Annotated in this window: 18 protein-coding genes; 5 read left to right on the top strand and 13 right to left on the bottom strand. The window is 72.8% G+C overall.

Features of this window, described 5'->3' with window-relative positions; genetic code table 11:
• Nucleotides 1-26: 26 nt before the first annotated feature.
• Both ACFFR3_RS47465 and ACFFR3_RS47460 read right to left on the bottom strand, forming a co-directional pair.
• Nucleotides 27-842, bottom strand: a complete 816-nt coding sequence (locus tag ACFFR3_RS47465) for a helix-turn-helix domain-containing protein (protein ID WP_345405883.1) — start codon at nt 840-842, stop codon at nt 27-29.
• Nucleotides 843-871: 29 nt separating this feature from the next.
• Nucleotides 872-1,765, bottom strand: coding sequence for a TIGR03564 family F420-dependent LLM class oxidoreductase (locus ACFFR3_RS47460; RefSeq protein ID WP_345405880.1), 894 nt, complete (start codon nt 1,763-1,765; stop codon nt 872-874).
• A gap of 92 nt (nt 1,766-1,857) precedes the next feature.
• Here ACFFR3_RS47460 and ACFFR3_RS47455 point away from each other — a divergent pair, with 92 nt between their 5' ends.
• Nucleotides 1,858-2,403 (top strand): TetR/AcrR family transcriptional regulator, encoded by a 546-nt coding sequence (locus tag ACFFR3_RS47455; protein ID WP_345405877.1) that lies wholly within the window; start codon nt 1,858-1,860, stop codon nt 2,401-2,403.
• Nucleotides 2,404-2,485: 82 nt separating this feature from the next.
• On the opposite strand, the gene ACFFR3_RS47450 is transcribed toward ACFFR3_RS47455, so the two are convergent.
• Together ACFFR3_RS47450 and ACFFR3_RS47445 are read right to left on the bottom strand one after the other, a co-directional pair.
• Nucleotides 2,486-2,932, bottom strand: a complete 447-nt coding sequence (locus ACFFR3_RS47450; protein ID WP_345405874.1) for an iron chaperone — start codon at nt 2,930-2,932, stop codon at nt 2,486-2,488.
• A 52-nt stretch (nt 2,933-2,984) separates the two neighbouring features.
• Nucleotides 2,985-3,440, bottom strand: a complete 456-nt coding sequence (locus tag ACFFR3_RS47445; protein ID WP_345405871.1) for a carboxymuconolactone decarboxylase family protein — start codon at nt 3,438-3,440, stop codon at nt 2,985-2,987.
• Between the two features lie 175 nt (nt 3,441-3,615).
• On the opposite strand from ACFFR3_RS47445, the gene ACFFR3_RS47440 reads away from it, so the two are divergent.
• The gene (locus ACFFR3_RS47440) at nt 3,616-6,090 is read left to right on the top strand and encodes an ATP-binding protein (protein WP_379485318.1); all 2,475 of its coding nucleotides are present in this window, start codon (nt 3,616-3,618) and stop codon (nt 6,088-6,090) included.
• Nucleotides 6,091-6,178: 88 nt separating this feature from the next.
• Nucleotides 6,179-7,396, top strand: a complete 1,218-nt coding sequence (locus ACFFR3_RS47435; RefSeq protein ID WP_345405862.1) for a cytochrome P450 — start codon at nt 6,179-6,181, stop codon at nt 7,394-7,396.
• Nucleotides 7,397-7,432: 36 nt separating this feature from the next.
• Here the strand turns inward: ACFFR3_RS47435 and ACFFR3_RS47430 are convergent, their stop codons facing one another.
• From ACFFR3_RS47430 to ACFFR3_RS47410, 5 genes are all read right to left on the bottom strand, one after another.
• Complete coding sequence (locus ACFFR3_RS47430; RefSeq protein WP_379485317.1) at nt 7,433-8,743, bottom strand: cytochrome P450; 1,311 nt, start codon at nt 8,741-8,743, stop codon at nt 7,433-7,435.
• Nucleotides 8,740-9,348, bottom strand: a complete 609-nt coding sequence (locus ACFFR3_RS47425) for a GTP-binding protein (RefSeq protein WP_345405859.1) — start codon at nt 9,346-9,348, stop codon at nt 8,740-8,742. The genes ACFFR3_RS47430 and ACFFR3_RS47425 overlap by 4 nt, the downstream gene beginning before the upstream one ends.
• Nucleotides 9,329-9,667 carry a DUF742 domain-containing protein gene (locus ACFFR3_RS47420; protein WP_345409843.1) on the bottom strand — a complete coding sequence of 113 codons (339 nt, stop codon included), beginning with the start codon at nt 9,665-9,667 and terminating at the stop codon, nt 9,329-9,331. The genes ACFFR3_RS47425 and ACFFR3_RS47420 overlap by 20 nt, the downstream gene beginning before the upstream one ends.
• Before the next feature lie 161 nt (nt 9,668-9,828).
• Nucleotides 9,829-10,263, bottom strand: a complete 435-nt coding sequence (locus ACFFR3_RS47415; protein ID WP_345405856.1) for a roadblock/LC7 domain-containing protein — start codon at nt 10,261-10,263, stop codon at nt 9,829-9,831.
• A gap of 96 nt (nt 10,264-10,359) precedes the next feature.
• Nucleotides 10,360-11,931 (bottom strand): sensor histidine kinase, encoded by a 1,572-nt coding sequence (locus ACFFR3_RS47410; RefSeq protein ID WP_345405853.1) that lies wholly within the window; start codon nt 11,929-11,931, stop codon nt 10,360-10,362.
• Between the two features lie 756 nt (nt 11,932-12,687).
• Here ACFFR3_RS47410 and ACFFR3_RS47405 point away from each other — a divergent pair.
• The gene (locus tag ACFFR3_RS47405; protein WP_345405850.1) at nt 12,688-13,461 is read left to right on the top strand and encodes a SigB/SigF/SigG family RNA polymerase sigma factor; all 774 of its coding nucleotides are present in this window, start codon (nt 12,688-12,690) and stop codon (nt 13,459-13,461) included.
• 20 nt (nt 13,462-13,481) lie between these two features.
• Here ACFFR3_RS47405 and ACFFR3_RS47400 read toward each other — a convergent pair whose 3' ends face one another.
• From ACFFR3_RS47400 to ACFFR3_RS47385, 4 genes are all read right to left on the bottom strand, one after another.
• On the bottom strand, nt 13,482-13,997 hold the full coding sequence (locus ACFFR3_RS47400; RefSeq protein ID WP_345405847.1) for an XdhC family protein: 516 nt from the start codon (nt 13,995-13,997) through the stop codon (nt 13,482-13,484).
• Between the two features lie 41 nt (nt 13,998-14,038).
• Nucleotides 14,039-14,830, bottom strand: coding sequence for a MerR family transcriptional regulator (locus tag ACFFR3_RS47395; protein ID WP_364372511.1), 792 nt, complete (start codon nt 14,828-14,830; stop codon nt 14,039-14,041).
• A 15-nt stretch (nt 14,831-14,845) separates the two neighbouring features.
• Nucleotides 14,846-16,204: a serine hydrolase domain-containing protein gene (locus ACFFR3_RS47390; protein WP_379485316.1), complete on the bottom strand. Its 1,359-nt coding sequence runs from the start codon at nt 16,202-16,204 to the stop codon at nt 14,846-14,848.
• Between the two features lie 61 nt (nt 16,205-16,265).
• Nucleotides 16,266-16,583 carry a helix-turn-helix transcriptional regulator gene (locus tag ACFFR3_RS47385; RefSeq protein ID WP_345405835.1) on the bottom strand — a complete coding sequence of 106 codons (318 nt, stop codon included), beginning with the start codon at nt 16,581-16,583 and terminating at the stop codon, nt 16,266-16,268.
• A 219-nt stretch (nt 16,584-16,802) separates the two neighbouring features.
• Here ACFFR3_RS47385 and ACFFR3_RS47380 point away from each other — a divergent pair, with 219 nt between their 5' ends.
• Nucleotides 16,803-17,168 (top strand): STAS domain-containing protein, encoded by a 366-nt coding sequence (locus tag ACFFR3_RS47380; protein WP_364372504.1) that lies wholly within the window; start codon nt 16,803-16,805, stop codon nt 17,166-17,168.
• The last annotated feature ends 62 nt before the right edge of the window (nt 17,169-17,230 follow it).

Below are 17,230 nucleotides of genomic sequence, written 5' to 3'. Positions count from 1 at the left end.
GCGGTGCGGCCGTCTTGCACGAATGTTCAGGCGATCGTGTAGGCGGTGCCGTCGACCGACCAGAGCGGGTCGGCGGCGATCGCGCCGGGGGTGCGGCCGGTGAAGGCGAGCACGTCGCGGTGCAGGTGGGACTGGTCGGTGTAGCCGAGCTCGGCGGCGACCTCGGCGACGCCGCGCGCGGTGGCGAGCCCGCGCAGTGCCCGGTCGAAGCGGACGATCATCGCCGCCCGCTTCGGCGGCACGCCGATCTGCGCCTTGAACCGGCTCCAGAACCGGGTGCGGCTCCACCCGTAGCGGGCGGGCAACGCGCCGATCGGCACCTGCCCGTGCCCGGCCTTGATGCGCCGCCAGGCGTCGGCCACCTCGGGGTCGAGACGGGCCGTCGTCCGGTCGCGCCGGGCGAGCGCCGCGCCGACCAGCGCGAAGCGTTCGTCCCACGAGCGGGTCTCGATGAGCCGCGCCCGCAGCAGGGCCGCCTCGGGGCCCCACACGTCGGCGAGGTCGAACGGCGCGCCGTTGAGCTCGGCCGGCGGCACCCCGAGCAGGGCGGGCGCGACCGCGAGGTCCACCTGCAGCTCGACGCAGTCGACGCCGCGCCCGGCGATGCGGGCCGGCGCCGGCGCCAGGCCCGTGACGATGCCGCCCTCGACCCTGCCGGCCAGCGGTGCGAGGCTGCCGTCGGTGCAGTCGATCACGATCGCGACGGCGGGACCTGGTGGTACGCGCTCCTCGAACGTCCCGCCGGCCAGGTCGCGGAAGCCCGCCATCAGGACGCCGGGGATCGCGCGGGCCGGGGCGGCCACCTCCCAGGTGCCGTGCCGTCGGACGCCGGGTGCTGCCATGAGGCGAGCCTACGTCCGCGCGGACGGGGTCAGCGGCTGAAGAACGCGAAGGTGCGGGCCTGCTCCTCCGGGGTGCCCATCGGGATGATCGCCAGGTCGGTGGCGCCGGCCGACGCGAACCTCTCGACGCCCTTCTCCACGTCGCTCTCGTCCCCGGCGATGAGCAGCTCGTGCACGCCCGACAGGCCCTGCCGGTCGAGCACGGCGCGGTAGGCGGCGAAGTCGCCGGTGAAGCCCATCTGCGCCTGGAGCTCGCCGCGCACCCGGTCGGGGTCGGAGGTGATGCAGACCATGGCGGAGGCGACCACGCGCGGCGCGGGCCGGCCGGCCGCCTCGGCGGCGGCGGTGATGCGGGGCACGATGTAGTCGCCGATGAGCGGGGCGCCCACCCAGGTGAGGATCGTGCCGTCCGCCAGCTCGCCGGCGACGCGCAGCATCACGGGGCCGAGCGCGGAGATCAGCACGGGCGGGGGCTCGGCGCCGGGTGCGGGGATCTGGCCGGTGACCGACAGCGTCTCGCCCTGGAAGTCGACGGGCTCGCCGCGCAGCAGCGGGCGCAGGGCGGTGAGGTATTCGCGGACGTGGACGGCCGGGCGCTCGTACGGCACCCCGTACATGGCCTCCACGAGATGCTTGTGGCTCGGGCCCAGGCCGAGGGTGAAGGTGCCGCCGCTGATGGCGTTCGCGGCGAGGGCCTGCTCGGCCATCGCGTACGGGTGCCTGGCGTAGGTGATGGAGACGGCGGTGCCGACCTCCATGCCGGGGTTCAGCCGTCCGGCGAGGGCGGCCACGCTGATCGCGTCGAGCGAGGCATATTGGTTGAAGAAGGCGCTTTCGAACCCGGCCCTGCGGGCGGCGCCCACCTGCTCCATCAGGGTGTCCAGGTCCGCGCTTCCGGTCGCGAGCGCGATGCCCAGTTTCATGGTGGCGTTCCTAACGTGAAGGGGAGATTCCGGTTCCGGTCTTGCACGGTACACTAACCTGAATCCAGGATTCACGTTAAGGGGATGGACGGATGATGCGGGCCGATGCGCGGCGCAACCGCGAGCGCATCCTGATGACGGCGCTCGAACTGTTCACCGAGCGCGGGCCCGGCGTCTCGATGGAGGAGATCGCCCAGACCGCCGGCCTGGGCGTCGGCACCCTCTACCGCCATTTCCCCGACCGCCGGGCCATGGTGGAGGAGCTGGCGGAGATCACGCTGGAAGGGCTGCGGACGCACATCCGTGGCCGGCTGGAGGAGCGGCCGGAGACGTACTGGGCGCTGCTGCTCGACGTGATGAACTACTGCGCCTGGCAGCCGCTGACGCTGATCGCGTCGCTCGCCGGGTCGGCGCCGGTGCCGCCGTCCTGCGCGCAGCTCTGGGACGAGGTCAGCGAGCTGCTGGCGGAGATCGCCGGGCGGGCGCAGCAGGAGGGCTCGGTGCGCCGCGACCTCACCCCCGAGCAGGCCGTGGAAGTGCTGTACGCCACCGTCTGCCGCCCCGCCTCGCGCTTCGACGACCCGCTCACCACGGTCGTCCTCGACGGCCTGCGGGTCACGGCTCCCCAGGAGCCGTAGCCGCCCACCGGCCGGAAGCCCTTGAGATGCCGCCGGCGGAGCGGCGCCCGGCTCCGCACGAGCCGGGCCGCTCGCGGGGGGGTCAGCCGGCCGCGCGCCGGATGAGCTCGGCGATCCGCTCCTCGGTGCCGGCGTCGAGCCCCGTCAGCGCGTAGGCCGAGGGCCACATGACGCCGTCGTCGAGGGTCGCGGCGTCGTTGAAGCCGAGGGTCGAGTAGCGGGTCTTGAACTTCGACGAGGGCTGGAAGAAGCAGACGACCTTGCCGTCCCTGGCGTAGGCGGGCTGGCCGTACCAGAGCTTGGAGGTCAGGTGCGGCGCGTTCTCCTTGACGATGGCGTGGATGCGCTCGGCCAGCTCCCTGTCGCCGTCGGGGAACTCGGCGATCTTGGCGAGCACGTCGGCCTCGCCGTCGGCCTTGGCCTTGGAGCCGCGCCGCGCCGTCTTCTTCAGCTCCTGCGCGTGCTCCTTCATCGCGGCGCGCTCTTCCTCGGTGAAGCCTTCGTAGCTCGTGGTGCTCTTGGTGGCCATGGTGATGGGTCCTTTCTGAACGATTTTGAGAAGTGAGGGACAGTATGGAGGCTCAGCCCCACGCGCCCGCGATCTGGCGGGTGCTCGCGTTGAGCCGGTTGAACAGGTTGGTGACGCCGACCATCAGGATGATCGCGGCGAGCTGCTGCTCGTCGAAGTAGGTGGCGGCGCGGTCCCAGACCTCGTCGCTCACCGCGTCGGCCCGGTCGGCCAGCCGCGTGGCGGCCTCGGCCAGCGCGAGCGCGGCCCGCTCCTCGTCGGTGAAGTACGGCGCCTCCCGCCAGGCGGCGACCGTGGCCAGCCGGTCCTCGTCCACGCCTGCCTTGCGGGCGGTCTTCGCACCGGCGTCGACGCAGGCGCTGCACCCGTTGATCTGGCTGGCCCGCAGGTGCACCAGCTCCAGCGTGGTCGCGTCGACACCGCCGGAGTGCACGGCCTTGAACAGCGCCTGGATGCCGTCGGTCGCGCCGGGGAGGACGAAGGCGGGGTTCTTCATTCGGGGCTGCATGATGGTTCCTTTCCGGTTGCCGGCCCGGTCGGCCGGGGCGATGACTCCATCACAGCCGTACCGGCGTCCCGGCACGATGCCCGTGGGACACCGTGGGACAGCACCGGCGGCGTTGGCCTGCGGAGATCCGTTCCGCTAGATTTGCCGCGCGATGGGACAGAAAGGCGGCCATACGGTGCATCAGCGGACGACGGCGGACCCCAGGGACGAGCTGGCCGCCCGGCTGCGGCTCATCCAGGAGCTGTCCAAGCGGGGCGTGCGCGCGCTCGCCCGCGACACCGGGCTCAGCTCCTCGTCGCTGTCGCGCTACCTCGCCGGCCAGTCGGTGCCGCCGTGGCCCGCCGTGGTGGAGCTGTGCCGGCTGGTCAAGCGCGACCCGCGCCAGCTCCGGCCGCTGTGGGAACGCGCCACCAGCCCGCTGCCCGCCCCGCCGAAGGCCACCCGCCAGGTGCAGCCGCCCGCACCGCCCGCCGGCGCCCCGCAGCCGCCGCGCAACGACCTGCCGCGCGACGTGCCCGACTTCACCGGACGGCAGGAGCAACTGGCCGCCGTGCTCGCCGCCGTGGAGGACGGCCGGGTGGTCTCCATCGACGGCATGGCGGGCGTCGGCAAGACCTGCCTCGCGGTGCACGCCGCGCATCAGCTCGCCGCCGGCTATCCGGACGCGCAGCTCTACATCGACCTGCACGGCTTCACCGAGGGCCGCGAGCCGCTCGGCCCCGACCCCGCGCTGCGCACGCTGCTGTCCGCGCTCGGCGTCGCCTCGGAGAAGATCCCGCAGGAGGGCGGCATCGAGCCGCTGGCCGCCTGCTGGCGGGCCGAGCTGGCCGGGCTGCGCGCGGTCGTGGTGCTCGACAACGCCGCCGACGCCGAACAGGTACGCCCGCTGCTGCCGGGCGCGGGCCCGTCCGTCGCGCTGGTCACCAGCCGCAACCGGCTGCTGGGCCTGGAGGAGGTGCCGCCGGTCTCGCTCAGCGTGCTGACGCCCGAGGAGAGCGCAGAGCTGCTGGCCCGCGCCAGCGGCGACCCGGCCGGCCCCGGCGGGCGGCTGGCGCGCGACCCCGAATCGGCGGCCGAGGTGCTGCGCATGTGCGGGCACCTGCCGCTGGCGCTGCGGCTGGCCGGCGCGCGGCTGCGGCACCGTCCAGGCTGGACGGTGGGAGTGCTGGCCGAACGCCTGGCGGAGGGAGGCAGCGAGTTCGACACCGCGCTCGCGATGTCCGTACGCCAGCTCGACCGGGCGCAGCGCCGGCTGTTCCGGATGCTCGGCCTGCTGTCCGGGTCGTCCTTCGACGAGTACGTGGCCGCCGCGCTGTCCGGCCTCCCGCTGCGCGAGGCCCGCACGATGCTGGAGGACCTCCTGGACGCCCACCTCGTCCAGCAGCCGGCGGCCGGCCGCTACACCCTGCACGACCTGGTGCACCAGCACGCGCGAAGGGCCTGCGAGGAGCAGGACTCCTCCGCCGACCGGCAGCAGGCGCTGCGCCGGCTGCTCGACTACTACGTGCACGCGGCCGCCGCCGCCGACGCGGCCATGCCGTACGCCTCCGGCAGCCGCCCCGCCACCGCGGGCCCGCCCCCGGCCGCGCTGCCCCGCTTCACCGGCAAGCACGCCGCGCTCGCCTGGTTCACCACCGAGTACCCCAACCTGATGGGTGCCTTCGAGCTGGCGATCGCCACCGGCGCCGACGCCCACGCCTGCGAACTGCCGCGCTTCATGCGCGCGTTCTTCGCCCGCCGCTGCGGCACGACCCATCTCAACCTGCTGTTCGAGCGGGCGGTGCCGGCCGCGGAGCGGCTGGGCGATCCGGTGCAGCTCGCCGAGGCGCACAGCGACCTGGGCTTCGCCCGCTACAACGCGGGCCGGATGGCCGAGGCGGCGGCCGCGTACGAGGCGGCGGCGCCCCTGGTGGCCCAGGCGGGCGACCTGCGCTCCCAGGCCGACCTGCTCATGCGCCGCGGCTACCTGAGCTGGGAGGACGGCAGGGGCGACCCGCCGCTCACGCTGTTCGGGCAGGCCCGCGAGCTGTACGAGCGGGCCGGCTGCGCGGAGGGCGCGGCGCACGCGACCGCGTACGAGGCGTGGGCGATGCTCCAGCTCGGCCACCGCGAGGAGGCCGCGAGGCGGGCCCGCGAGGTGCTGGCGGTCGCCCACGACGACCCCGCCTGGCCGGCCGGGCTGACCGCGCTCATCACGCTCGGTATGGCGCTGGCCGACGAGCGGCCCGACGAGGCCGCCGAGCACCTGCGCCGCGCGCTCGACCTGGCCCGTGGCGACGGTCACCGGCACAACGAGGCGTGGTGCCTCAACTGCCTGGGCGTCGCGCTGCGCCGCATGGGACGCCACGAGGAGGCGCTGGCCAGCCACCGGCAGGCGTTCGCGCTGCTGGACGAGCTGTTCGAGGAGCAGTGGAAGGTGCACTTCCTCGACGGGTACGGCGAGACCTGCCGGCAGGCCGGGCTGCCCGGCGAGGCGCTGCGGCTGCACCGCCAGGCGCTCGACCTGGCCGCGCGGATGGGTCACCGGCACAAGGAGGCGCTGGCCCACGAGGGCCTCGCGGCGGTGCTGGCGGACAGCGACCCGGCCGCCGCGGCCGAGCATCGCGCGGCGGGTGAGGCGATCAGGCAGGACCTCGAACTCGGCGCCTGAGTCACCCCGGGGATCTGTACCGTACGGAAGCCGCGACTTAGGGTAAAGGGCGGCCCTGCCGGTACCGACCGCGTAGCGAGGGAGCGTCATGACCGCGCCTGTCAACACGCCCGACATCCTCTCCCCGGAGTTCATGGCCGACCCGTACTCCGCCTACCGCGTCCTGCGGAACGAGGCGCCACTGCTGTGGCACGAAGGGATGCGGAGCTACATCATCTCGAGGTACGAGGACGTCGAGCGTGCCTTCAAGGACGAGGTGTTCACCACCGCCAACTACGACTGGCAGCTGGAGCCCGTACACGGGCGCACGTTCCTGCAGATGAGCGGCCGCGAGCACGCGGTGCGCCGGGCTCTGGTGGTGCCCGCGTTCCGCGGCGCCGAGCTGCGCCGCACGTTCCTGCCGGTCATCGAGCGCAACGCGCGCGAGCTCATCGACGGCTTCCGGCACGCGGGCGAGGCGGACCTGGTGGCGCAGTTCGCCACCCGCTTCCCCGTCAGCGTCATCGTCGACATGCTCGGCCTGGACAAGGCCGAGCACGACCGCTTCCACGCCTGGTACACCTCGATCATCGCCTTCCTCGGCAACCTCAGCCAGGACCCCGGCGTCACCGAGCGGGGGCTGCGCACCCGTGAGGAGTTCGCCGCGTACATGATCCCCCTCGTCCGGCAGCGGCGCTCCCAGCTGGGCGACGACCTGCTGTCCACGCTGTGCCGGGCGGAGATCGACGGCACCAGGATGAGCGACGAGGACATCAAGGCGTTCTGCAGCCTGCTGCTGACCGCCGGCGGCGAGACCACCGACAAGGGCATCGCCAGCCTGTTCGCGCAGTTGCTGCGCCATCCCGACCAGCTCGAGGCGGTGCGGCGCGACCGGAGCCTGATCGCACGGGCGTTCGCCGAGACGCTGCGTCACTCGCCGCCGGTCCACATGATCATGCGGCAGCCGGCCCAGGACGTGAAGCTGAGCGGCGGGGTGGTGCCCGCGGGCAGCACGGTGACGTGCCTGATCGGCGCCGCCAACCGGGACGAGGAGCACTACGCCGACCCCGACGCGTTCGACATCTTCCGCCGCGAGCTGGACGAGTCGACCGCGTTCTCGGCCGCCGCCACGCACCTGGCGTTCGCCTTAGGAAGGCACTTCTGCGTGGGCGCGCTGCTGGCCAAGACCGAGGTCGAGGTGGCGGCGAACCAGCTTCTCGACGCCATGCCCGACCTGCGGCTCGCCGGCGACTCCGAGCCGGGCGAGCAGGGCGTCTTCACCCGCGGCCCGGCCTCGCTGCGGGTCCGCTTCACCCCCGCCGCCTGACGGGAGCGGCACCGGATCACGCGACACCGGGCGGTGCTACGCGCCGCGCCGCCCGGCCGCCGCCGGCACCAGCGGCAACGTCGGCGTGAACACCACCGGCAGCCCGAACAGGCCGCGCATCCACAACGACGGCCGCCACCGCAGGTCCTTGGCCGCCACCGCCAGCGTCACGTCGGGCAGCCGGTCCAGCAGCACCTCCACGGCCGTCCGCGCGATGATCTCGGCCAGCTCCGGCGCCGGGAACGGGCAGCCGTGCTCGCCGTGCCCGAACGACATGTGCGCCCGGTTGGTGCTGGAGTCGCCGTGGGTGCCCGGCTGCACGTTCGGGTCGGTGTTGGCCGCCGAAAAGCCCAGCACCAGCAGGTCGCCCTTACGGATGCGGCGCCCGCCGAGGTTGCAGTCCTGCACCGCCCAGCGGCCGATGAAGTTCTGGGTGGGGGTGTCCTTCCACAGCACCTCGTTGAGCGCCTGCGCGGCGCTGCTGCGCCCGCCCTGCAGCGTGACCGAGAACTCGTCGTCGACCAGCATCAGCCGCAGCGTGTTGCCGATCCAGTTGCTGGTGGGCGCCTGCGCGGCGGCCATCATCACGAGCAGGTCGATGACGATCTCGTCGTCCGACAGCCGGGCCGGGTGGGCGAGCAACACCGACGGCACGTCGGGGCCTGGGCGGGCGTGCCTGTCCGCCACGAGCTGCGCCATCCTGGCGTGCAGGCGCTGGTGGGCGGTGACGGCGTTGTCGCCGACGTCGAGGGAGTCGAAGACGTCCTGCACGAGCGCGGAGATGTCGCCGTCGGGCAGGCCGTACAGACGGGCCACGATGCGGGCGGGGATCTGGTAGGCGTACTGGGTGATCAGGTCGGCGCGGCCGTCGCCGGCGAAGGCGTCGATGAGCCGGTCGGCGACCTGCTCGCAGGTGGCGATCAGGTCGATGCGGTTGACCGCGTCGAGCGCGTCGCCGATGGCGCCGGCCCGCCGCTGATGCTCGCCGCCTTCCGCGTACATGACCGAGGGGGTCCAGCCGACGTACGGCATCAGCGGCCAGTCGGCGGGGAGCCGGTCGTAGATGTTCCAGCGGCGGCAGTCGCGGCCGAACCACTGCGGGTTGGCCGTGATGTGGTGCACCTCCCGGTAGCCCAGCACGAACCAGGCCGGCAGGTCGCCGTCGAGCAGCACCGGCACGACGCTGCCCTGCCGGCGCAGCTGCTGGTAGAGCGTGCCGGGGTCCTCGGCGATGGCCGGCCCGTACAGCCGCACGGCGTCGGCGTGCTCGGGGTAGCCGGCGGCGAGCACCGGGTCGGCGCTGTGGCCGGTGGACGGGTAATGCTCGGGCGGGGAAAGGTCGGTCACGGCGTGCTCTTTCTCGGCGATGGGGCATGCAGGCACAGCAGGTGCCGGACGAGGGTGATCAGGACGTTCTTGCACGATTCGCGGTCGCGGGCGTCGCAGTCGAGCAGCGGCACCTCGGCGGGCAGCGTCAGCGCGTCGCGGATGCGGTCGAGCCCTGGTCCTGGCCCGAACCGGTTGACGGCCACCACGAACGGCGCGCGGTGGGCTTCGAGCCGGTCGATGGAGTACCACGAGTCCTCCAGCCGGCGGGTGTCGGCCAGCACGACCGCGCCCAGGCTGCCGCTGAACAGCTGGTCCCACAGGAACCAGAACCGCTGCTGACCGGGCGCGCCGAACAGGTAGAGCACCCGGTGCGCGTCGAGCGTGATGCGGCCGAAGTCGAAGGCCACCGTGGTGGAGCGCTTGCCGGTGACCCGGCTGACGTCGTCGATGCCGGCCGCGGCCTGCGTCATGATCTCCTCGGTGCTGAGCGGCCTGATCTCGCTCACGGCGCCGACCATGGTGGTCTTGCCCACGCCGAACCCGCCGACGATCACGATCTTGAACGCGTCGGACGCGGTGGCCGGCAGCGACGTGCCCGGCTCGTCAAAGGTTGCGGAGTCCAATGAGCACCTGCTCCAGGGTTGCGATGTCGGGGGCCGAGGCCCGCGCCGCGACCGGGTGCCGGGCGGTGATGCGGCCGCTGTCCAGCAGGTCGCACAGCAGGATCTTCACCACGCTGACCGGCAGGGCGAGCCGGGCGGAGATCTCCACCACGGCCACCGGCCGCCGTGCCATGCGCAGGATCCGAACGTGCTCCGACTGCATCCCGGGCCGGGGATCGCCTTCGGCGACGATGAGGGTGACCGTGTCGAACGCGTCGGTTCCCGCGTGCGCGCGGCCTCCGGTGATGGTGTAGAGCCGGTCGGGGATCTCCTTGTCCAGCGCGCGCCCGCGCCCGGCGGCTGCGCCCGGTGCGCGGCGCTGCCTCGGGACGGGGGCGTCGGGCCCCGGCTCCCCCGGCCGGTACGGAGCAGGGCCCTCGGGGCCCGGCTCGCCCGGCCGGTACGGGCCAGGGCCGTCGGGGCCGGGCGGGCGGCGTTCGGTCATGCGTGACCGCCCTTGTGCGCGGGCTCGCGCGGCGGCGCGGTGAGCAGCCGGCCGATCTGCTCGACCACCTCGTTCATGTTGTGCGCGACGACGCCGACGTCGGCGTCGTCGCTCGCCACCACGGCGAGGTGCGCCCCCTCACCGGCCGGCACGACCACGAGCATGCCGCCGCCGAACTCCAGCAGCGCCTGCCCGAACCCGCTGCGGTCGCCGAACTCGCCGGAGGCGGCCAGCCCGAGGCTCTGGATGCCGGCGGCGATGGCGGCGAGCTGGTCGGCCTGGTCGGGATGGAGGCCGGGCGCGCCGGACATCGCCAGCCCGTCGCGCGACAGCACCAGCACATGCCTGATCCCTGGGGTGTTGTCACGCAGGTCGCCCAGGAACCAGCCGAGGTCGTGCTCGGCGGCACTCAAGGAATCTCTGGAGCTCATCGGTACGGCGGGGCTCGCGGGCGTGCCCCTTGCCTCCCATCGGTGATCGCGGCTGCGGGGAAGAGGTGAGGGTGGTGGGCCCGGTACGGCGGGTCGTCACGTCAGGTCGTCATCCGCCGGGGACGTCCGCTGCCTGCGGAAGGCGGCCAGCCGGTCGGCGGCGGCCTGCGGGTCGCGTAGCCGTGCCGGCGGCTGGGCGGGCAGCGGCTGCGCGGTGGCGAGGGTGCCGCCGCGCGGCCTCTTCGGCAGGTACGCGTCCGGCCCCTCGCCGGGCGGCGGCGCGGCGTGCCGGGCCGGCACGGGTTCTTCGGCGCGCGGGTCGAGGCGGCCCGGCGCGTCGTCGTCGACCGGCGGGTAGACGACGAGCTGGCGGGCGATCAGGACCACCACGCCGATGCCGCCCCTGGCCGACGGGCGGAAGCTGACCGTGAGCCCGTATTTGCCGGCCAGGCGGCCCACCACGGCGAGGCCGAGCCGGGTGCCCGACAGCGTGGCCAGGTCGAGGGGGCGGCTGATCAGGCTCTCGGCCAGGCGGCGCTCGCGGGTGCGCATGCCGAGGCCGCTGTCCTCGATGGTGACCACCACGCCGGCGTCCTCCTCCTCGACGTACACGTGCACGGCGGTGCCGGGCGGCGAGAACTTGGCGGCGTTGTCGATCAGCTCGGCGAGCGCGTGGATGACGCCCTCGGCGGCGTAGCCGACGACGGCGGCGGTGCTGGTGGAGTGGAGCTGGACGCGGCGGAAGGCGCCGATGCGGCCGGCCGCGCCGCGCAGCACGCTCTCCATGGGGATGGGCTTGGTCCAGCGGCGCCCGGAACGGCCGCCGCTCAGCAGCGCGATGTTGTCGGCCAGGCGGCCCATCTGGGAGATGCGGTGGTCCATCTCCAGCAGGTGGGCGAAGACGGCCTCGTGCTCGCCGTACTCGTCCTCCAGCTCGCGCAGCCGGCCCAGCAGGCCGGTCACCTGGGCCTGGATGCGGGCGGCGGCCTCGGCGCAGGACGCCATCGCGGCGGCGCCCTGGCGGTTGCCGTCCTCCAGCTCGCGGGCGATCTCCTCCCACAGCCGCTGCACGGCCTTCTGGCTGGGCTGCAGCTCGTCGGGCAGCGCCGGCTCGCCCACGCCCTTGCCCGCGTGCAGCCGGGCGAGCAGGGCGGGCAGCTGCTCGTCCGCCAGCCTGCCCAGCTCGGCCTCCATGGCCGTGCACGCGGCCACGGCGGCGGCCCGCCGCTGCCGCTCTCCCTCCACGGTCTGCGCCAGCGACTGCACCAGCGCCTGGGTGGCCGGGTGGGACGGCTGGCCCATCTCGGCGAGCACCCCTGGCACGGTGGCGCCGTTCCTGATGCGGTGGCCGAGCGCGGGCAGGATCTCGTGCGTCAGGCGTTTCAGCTCCTCCTGCAGCAGGCTCGTGGCGGCGTCGGTACGGCGCAGCCGGTCGCGCGACTCGCGTGCGGTCGTCGAGCAATAGGCGGCGACCGCGACGGCGATCGAGAACAGCGCGACGGCGCCGCCGCTGCCCACTCCCACGAGCGTCTTGCCTTCCGCGGGGATCCGGGTGATGAGCCAGCCGCAGGCGGTGCTGGAAATGAGCGCCGCCGCAAGAAAGTACAGCAGGGCCCGCCCCATGGGCGAGGTCTGGAACCGCGGGCGTTTGGAGGCGTGTACTGACATCAATCAGGTCCTCGTGGGGTGTTGACGGCCAGGCACCGCAGGCGCATCAACCTGCCGATGCGGGGGACGGCAAGCCTTTGTCCGGGATGTGCCGCGCGGTACTGTCCGCACGGGATCAGGTACAAACCGTAGCATCCCTGCAAATGGCGTGGACCCCTTAACGGCATTTCTTCAACGCCAATCCCAGGGAATGCGTCATCGTTGAATGTCATTCACATTCATCGCCATTCCGTACGCCCTCCGGTGGCGTTTATGAATTTCTTTCGCCTTCCTCGCGGAGGGCTCTTGGAGGATTGCCATTCCGGATATTCCGGGCATTTCTCCCAAGATCATTTACTTCTTGGCGAAAATCTTGTCAATAAGCGGGCGTGGCTGGTGTGAGCCTTGGTGCTTCAGGGAACAACACCGTGCGGCGCCGCCCCTCTGCTCACGCACGGGAAGGGGGCGGCGCCAAACCCCCTCCCTACGCCGGGGCCGCCGCACGCCCGCCCGCGCCCTCGCACCCCGGCATCCACCCCAGCCCTCCGCCTCCCACTCCCGCCGGCGCGGGCCGCCCACCCGCTCCCACCTGGCCGAGTCTTGACGGAGACCTAGTCGTGACCTTTTCGTTACCATTTTTGGGTGATGGGCGGGGGATTTGCGGGCATCCTTGATCTCGAAGTCCAGCAGAGGGCTTCGTAACACGCGAACTAAGCGTGCCTCTGCCTGGGCTTTTTGTGTTCTCAGGCGAGGCCGCCGCACCTTCTGGAGCAGCAGATGCCCGTCCTGAACCCCGCACTCGAGCAGTTCACCGCCGAAGAGCTCCTCACCGAGCTGGCCGACCCCCAGATCTCCGAACTGCACGCCGTCCGCATTCGCGAGCGCCTGGTGGAGATGCACGAGGGACTGGTCAACGAGGTCACCCGCCGCTACCGCTACCGCGGTGAGCCGATGGAGGACCTGCGCCAGGCCGCGTACGTGGGCCTGATGAAGGCCGTCAACGGTTACGACCCCGAGCTCGGCCACGAGTTCAGGGGCTACGCCATGATCACGATGATGGGCGAGGTCAAGCGCCACTTCCGCGACCGTACGTGGGCGATCAGGGTGCCGCGCGTCTACCAGGAGCGGCGCATCGAGCTCAACAAGGCGACCGCCGAGCTGACCCAGACCCTCGGCCACTCCCCGACCGTGGCCGACCTGGCCGCGAAGATGGGCATCTCGGAGGAGGACGTCCTGCTCGCCCTGGAGGCCTCCACCGCGTACAGCACGCTCTCCCTGGACGCCCCCGTCAACAGCGGCGACGACGACGCGGCCGAGCTGAGCGACTTCCTGCCCGCGCAGGACGAGTCGCTCAACACCCTGCTCGACAAGCACGCGGTCAAGCCGCTCATCGACGCCCTGCCGGCCCGCGAGAAGAACATCCTGCTCATGCGCTTCTACGGCAACATGACGCAGTCGGAGATCGCCAAGGAGTTCGGCATCTCCCAGATGCACGTCTCCCGCATCCTGCGGGCCGTGCTGACCCAGCTGCGCACGGCCCTGTCGGAGTGAGCGCCGCCGGCGACCAGAAGTCAGAAGGTGAAGCCACCAGGGCGGCCGTTGCGGTCGGCGATCAGCCCCGCCACGGTCGCCAGGGCGATCTCGGGAGGGGTGCGCGAGCCGATGTTGAGCCCGATCGGCCTGTGCACCCTGGCGATCTCCTCCGGCGCCACGCCCAGCTCGGTCAGCGCCCGTACGTGCGGGCCCTCGTGGCGCGGGCTGCCCATGATCCCGATCCACCGGGCCGGGGACTTGAGCAGGTCGCGCAGGACAGGCCCGATCTCGTCGCGGTGGTGGTCGGTGAGCACGACGTCGCAGGTGGCGTCGATGACGTCGTCCAGCCGGGCCACCGCGGGACGGTCGCCGGGATGCCGCCCCGGGTCGGGCTCGAAGAGCACCGTACGGAAGCCCAGCTCGTCCCCGAACCGCAGCAGATGCCCGGCCACGGGGGAGGCGAAGACGGCGACCAGTGTCCGGCCGGCCTCCTCAGCGGGGCTCGCGCCGTGGGCGACGTCGCAGGCCGGGTCCTCGTCGTGGATGTGCGTCATACCGGCAGTCTGACACGAGGCACGCGGCCAGGGGAGGCCGCTCAGCCCGGGGTGTCGTCTCCGGGTGGGTGCACGCGTTCCAGCCGGGTCCAGCCGGTCCAGCCGCGCCGTTTCAACAGCTCGATCAGCCGGCGGGCGGGCGGCGCCGCGTCGAAGGCCAGCGTGTCCATCAGATGGACGAGCTGCGGTTCGAGCCCGCCCTCGCCGAGATGCTCGGCCCCCTGCTCGCCGGCCAGCTCCGCGATGAAGCCGGCCAGCTCGTCGGCCACCGCGACCAGCCGGGGATCGTCGCCGGTGTGATCGAGCGCCTGGCCCAGGGCGAGGTAGAAGCCGATGAGCCGGGGATCGGCGAGCTGCTCGCGCTTGCGCGCCGTCCACCGCTCGACCCGTTCCGGTGAGTGCGCGGCCAGCAGGATCCAGCCGTCGCGCTCGACCCGCACGATCCGCTCGTCCACGCCGAGCGCCCGCAACCGGTCGAGGACGGCCACCACGCCGGCCGGCAGCGCCAGGCTGTCGCCCGCCGCGAGCCGGGCGATCCGCTCGCGGTGCCGCTGCCGCTGCCTGATCTCGGCACGCAGCCGCCGGTCGATGTCGGCGACCGCCGCGGCGAACTCCTCGTCGCCGGCCCGCAGCAGCTCGCGTACGCGGGCCAGCGGCACCCCCGCCTCGGCCAGCGTCCTGATCCTGATCAGCTCGACCACGGCGGCGGCGTCGTACCTGCGGTAGCCGGAGCGGTCGCGGCGCGGCTCCGGCAGCAGGCCCTTGGCGTGGTAGTGGCGCACGGCCCGCACGGTCACCCCCGCGTACGAGGCCAGCTCACCGATGGTCAGCATCCGGCCAGTCTCCCATCACCCGACTTTGCGGGCCGCCCGCATGCCGGTGTAGACGTACGGGGTGCCGTCGGGCAGCGTGCCGAACACCAGCGGCAGCCACGGCACGGCGACCGGCCCGAGCCCCGGCATGGCGAGCACGGTGTCCGACACCGGCACCAGGTCGGCCTCGATCGGCGCGGCGAAGCCGGCGTTGCCGCCGGTGAGCTGCCAGCGCACGCGCGGCCGTCCGTCCCGCTCGATGATCGTGATGCGCACGCCGGCCCGCTCGTACGTGCCGGTCAGCGGCCCCATCTCGATCTCGGCCGGGCGCGGATCGGGCGCGAACAGGCCGGGCATCCGCACTCCCGCCAGCTCGCCGAGCAGCTCCTGGAACAGGCCGGCGAACAGCTCGCCCGCCCGGCCCCCGTTCGTCAGCAGCGCGGCGGCGACCCCGCTGCCGGGCACCACCCGCAGGTAGGAGAACTGGCCGAGCGCCGCCCCGTCGTGGCCGAAGCCGGTGACGCCGTCCCAGTCGTACAGCGCCCACCCGTGCCCCCAGGCGCCGGCCATGAACGACCACGTGTCCAGGCACTCGACGGCCCGGCTGCGCATGAGGGCGGCGGATCCGGCCGACAGCACGGGCGTACCGCCGTCGAGGTGGGCCCGCGCGAACCGGACGAGGTCGCCGGCGGTGGCGAGAACGCGCCCCGACGGCCCCGCCGAGCGGGGCAGCAGGTCCCACACCGGCGCGGGCTCCGGCCACGCGCCCGGCTCGCCGAGATGGCTCATCGCGGTACGGAAGCGCAGCGCCTCCTCCGGCAGCGTCATCGTGTGCTCCAGGCCGAGCGGCTCCAGCACCCGCTCGCGCAGTGCCGCGTCCCAGGTCCGGCCGGTGAGCACCTCGACGACGCGGCCGAGGAGGGCGTACCCGGTGCTGCTGTAGGAGATGACGGTGCCGGGCGGGCAGTCCTGGCCCGCCTCCGCGCAGGCCGCCACGTAACGGGCGAGGCAGTCGTCGCCGCGGCCGGTGTCGAGCGTGAAGTCGCCGGCGATGCCGCTGGTGTGGGTGAGCAGCTGCCCGATCGTCACGCCGCGCGTGACGTCAGGGTCGGCGACGGCGAAGCCGGGCAGCACGTCGGCCACCCTCGTGTCCAGGTCCAGCAGCCCGGCGTCGGCGAGCTGCAGCACCAGCGTCGCGGTGTAGACCTTGGCGATGGAGCCGGCCTGGAACACCGAGTCGGCGGTCGCCGCCACGCCGGTCCCCCGGTGCAGCACGCCGCTCGCCAGCTCGTGCAGCTCGCCGCCGGCCAGCACGGCGAGCGTCGCGCCCGGCACGTGGTGGCGGGCGCGCAGCGTGTCGAGCCGGTCCTGCCAGTACGCGTGATCGAATCCCATGGCGTCCCCCTGATCGTGGTCGTGGTGGCGACCATGGTGCAGGGTTGACGCAGGGTCAGGGTCAACCCTCGGGTTCGCTCAGGTCGTGATCCATGAGGATGTCGATGAGCAGGCGGACGGGCAGGCCGGCCTCGGTCGGATAGCGGAAGTGCTGCTCCAGGTTGAGCCGGTAGTGGTTGCGCCGGCCGATGCGCTCGCGCTGCACGTAGCCGGCCTCGTAGAGGTCGGAGACGATGTTCTGGACGGCGCGCTCGGTGATGCCGATCCGCTCGGCGATGTCCCTGAGCCGCAGCTCGGGGTCGCGGGAGATCTCCACCAGCACGCGGGCGTGGTGGGTGAGGAACGTCCAGGTGGACGGCCGGTTGTCCGCGGCGCTCAATGCCTCTCCTGCGACCTCTCCGCCTGGTGGGGGCGGTACGAGAACCCTTGTGGCAAAGATCTTATGACGAAAAGCCTTTCCTGTAACCAGGTTCGGCCGTAGCGTCATAGACAGAGGCGGCAGCCGCCGCGTCAGTGCCGTGTTCTCCTGGAGGTCCCCTTCCGTGTTCGCCGCTCACGCTCGTTTCCCGGTCCGCTGAACACCGCTCGCGAGACCGAGGTGTCTCCTCTCGCCGTCCACCGCCGGCCCTCGACCTTCGGCGTGCTCATCGCCGTGTCCGGCGAGCTGGACGCCACCAACGCCGACCACCTGGAGTCGTTCGTCGGCCGCGAGCGCATGCCCGGCCGGCCGCTCATCCTCGACCTGGACGGGCTGACCTTCATGGACAGCACGGGCCTGCACGTGCTGCTGCGGGTGGACGCCGACGTGCGTCAGGAGGGCGGGACCCTGCACCTGGCCGCCGTGCAGGACCTGCCCGCCCGGATGCTGCAGCTCACCGGGGTGTGGGACGTCCTCGACATCCACGCCGACGTGCACGAGGCCGCCATGGCCCTGGCCACCGGCCGCTTGCGCCGCCTGTCCTGACGCTAGGTCGTGTTTCAGAAGTGACCTGAGTGGCGATCGCTCGGTGTGTCGTAGATCGACAA

This window comes from Nonomuraea salmonea (assembly GCF_042428605.1).
In the GTDB taxonomy this organism is placed as follows: Bacteria; Actinomycetota; Actinomycetes; order Streptosporangiales; family Streptosporangiaceae; genus Nonomuraea; species Nonomuraea salmonea.
This window is presented reverse-complemented; position numbering and strand designations above follow the sequence as displayed.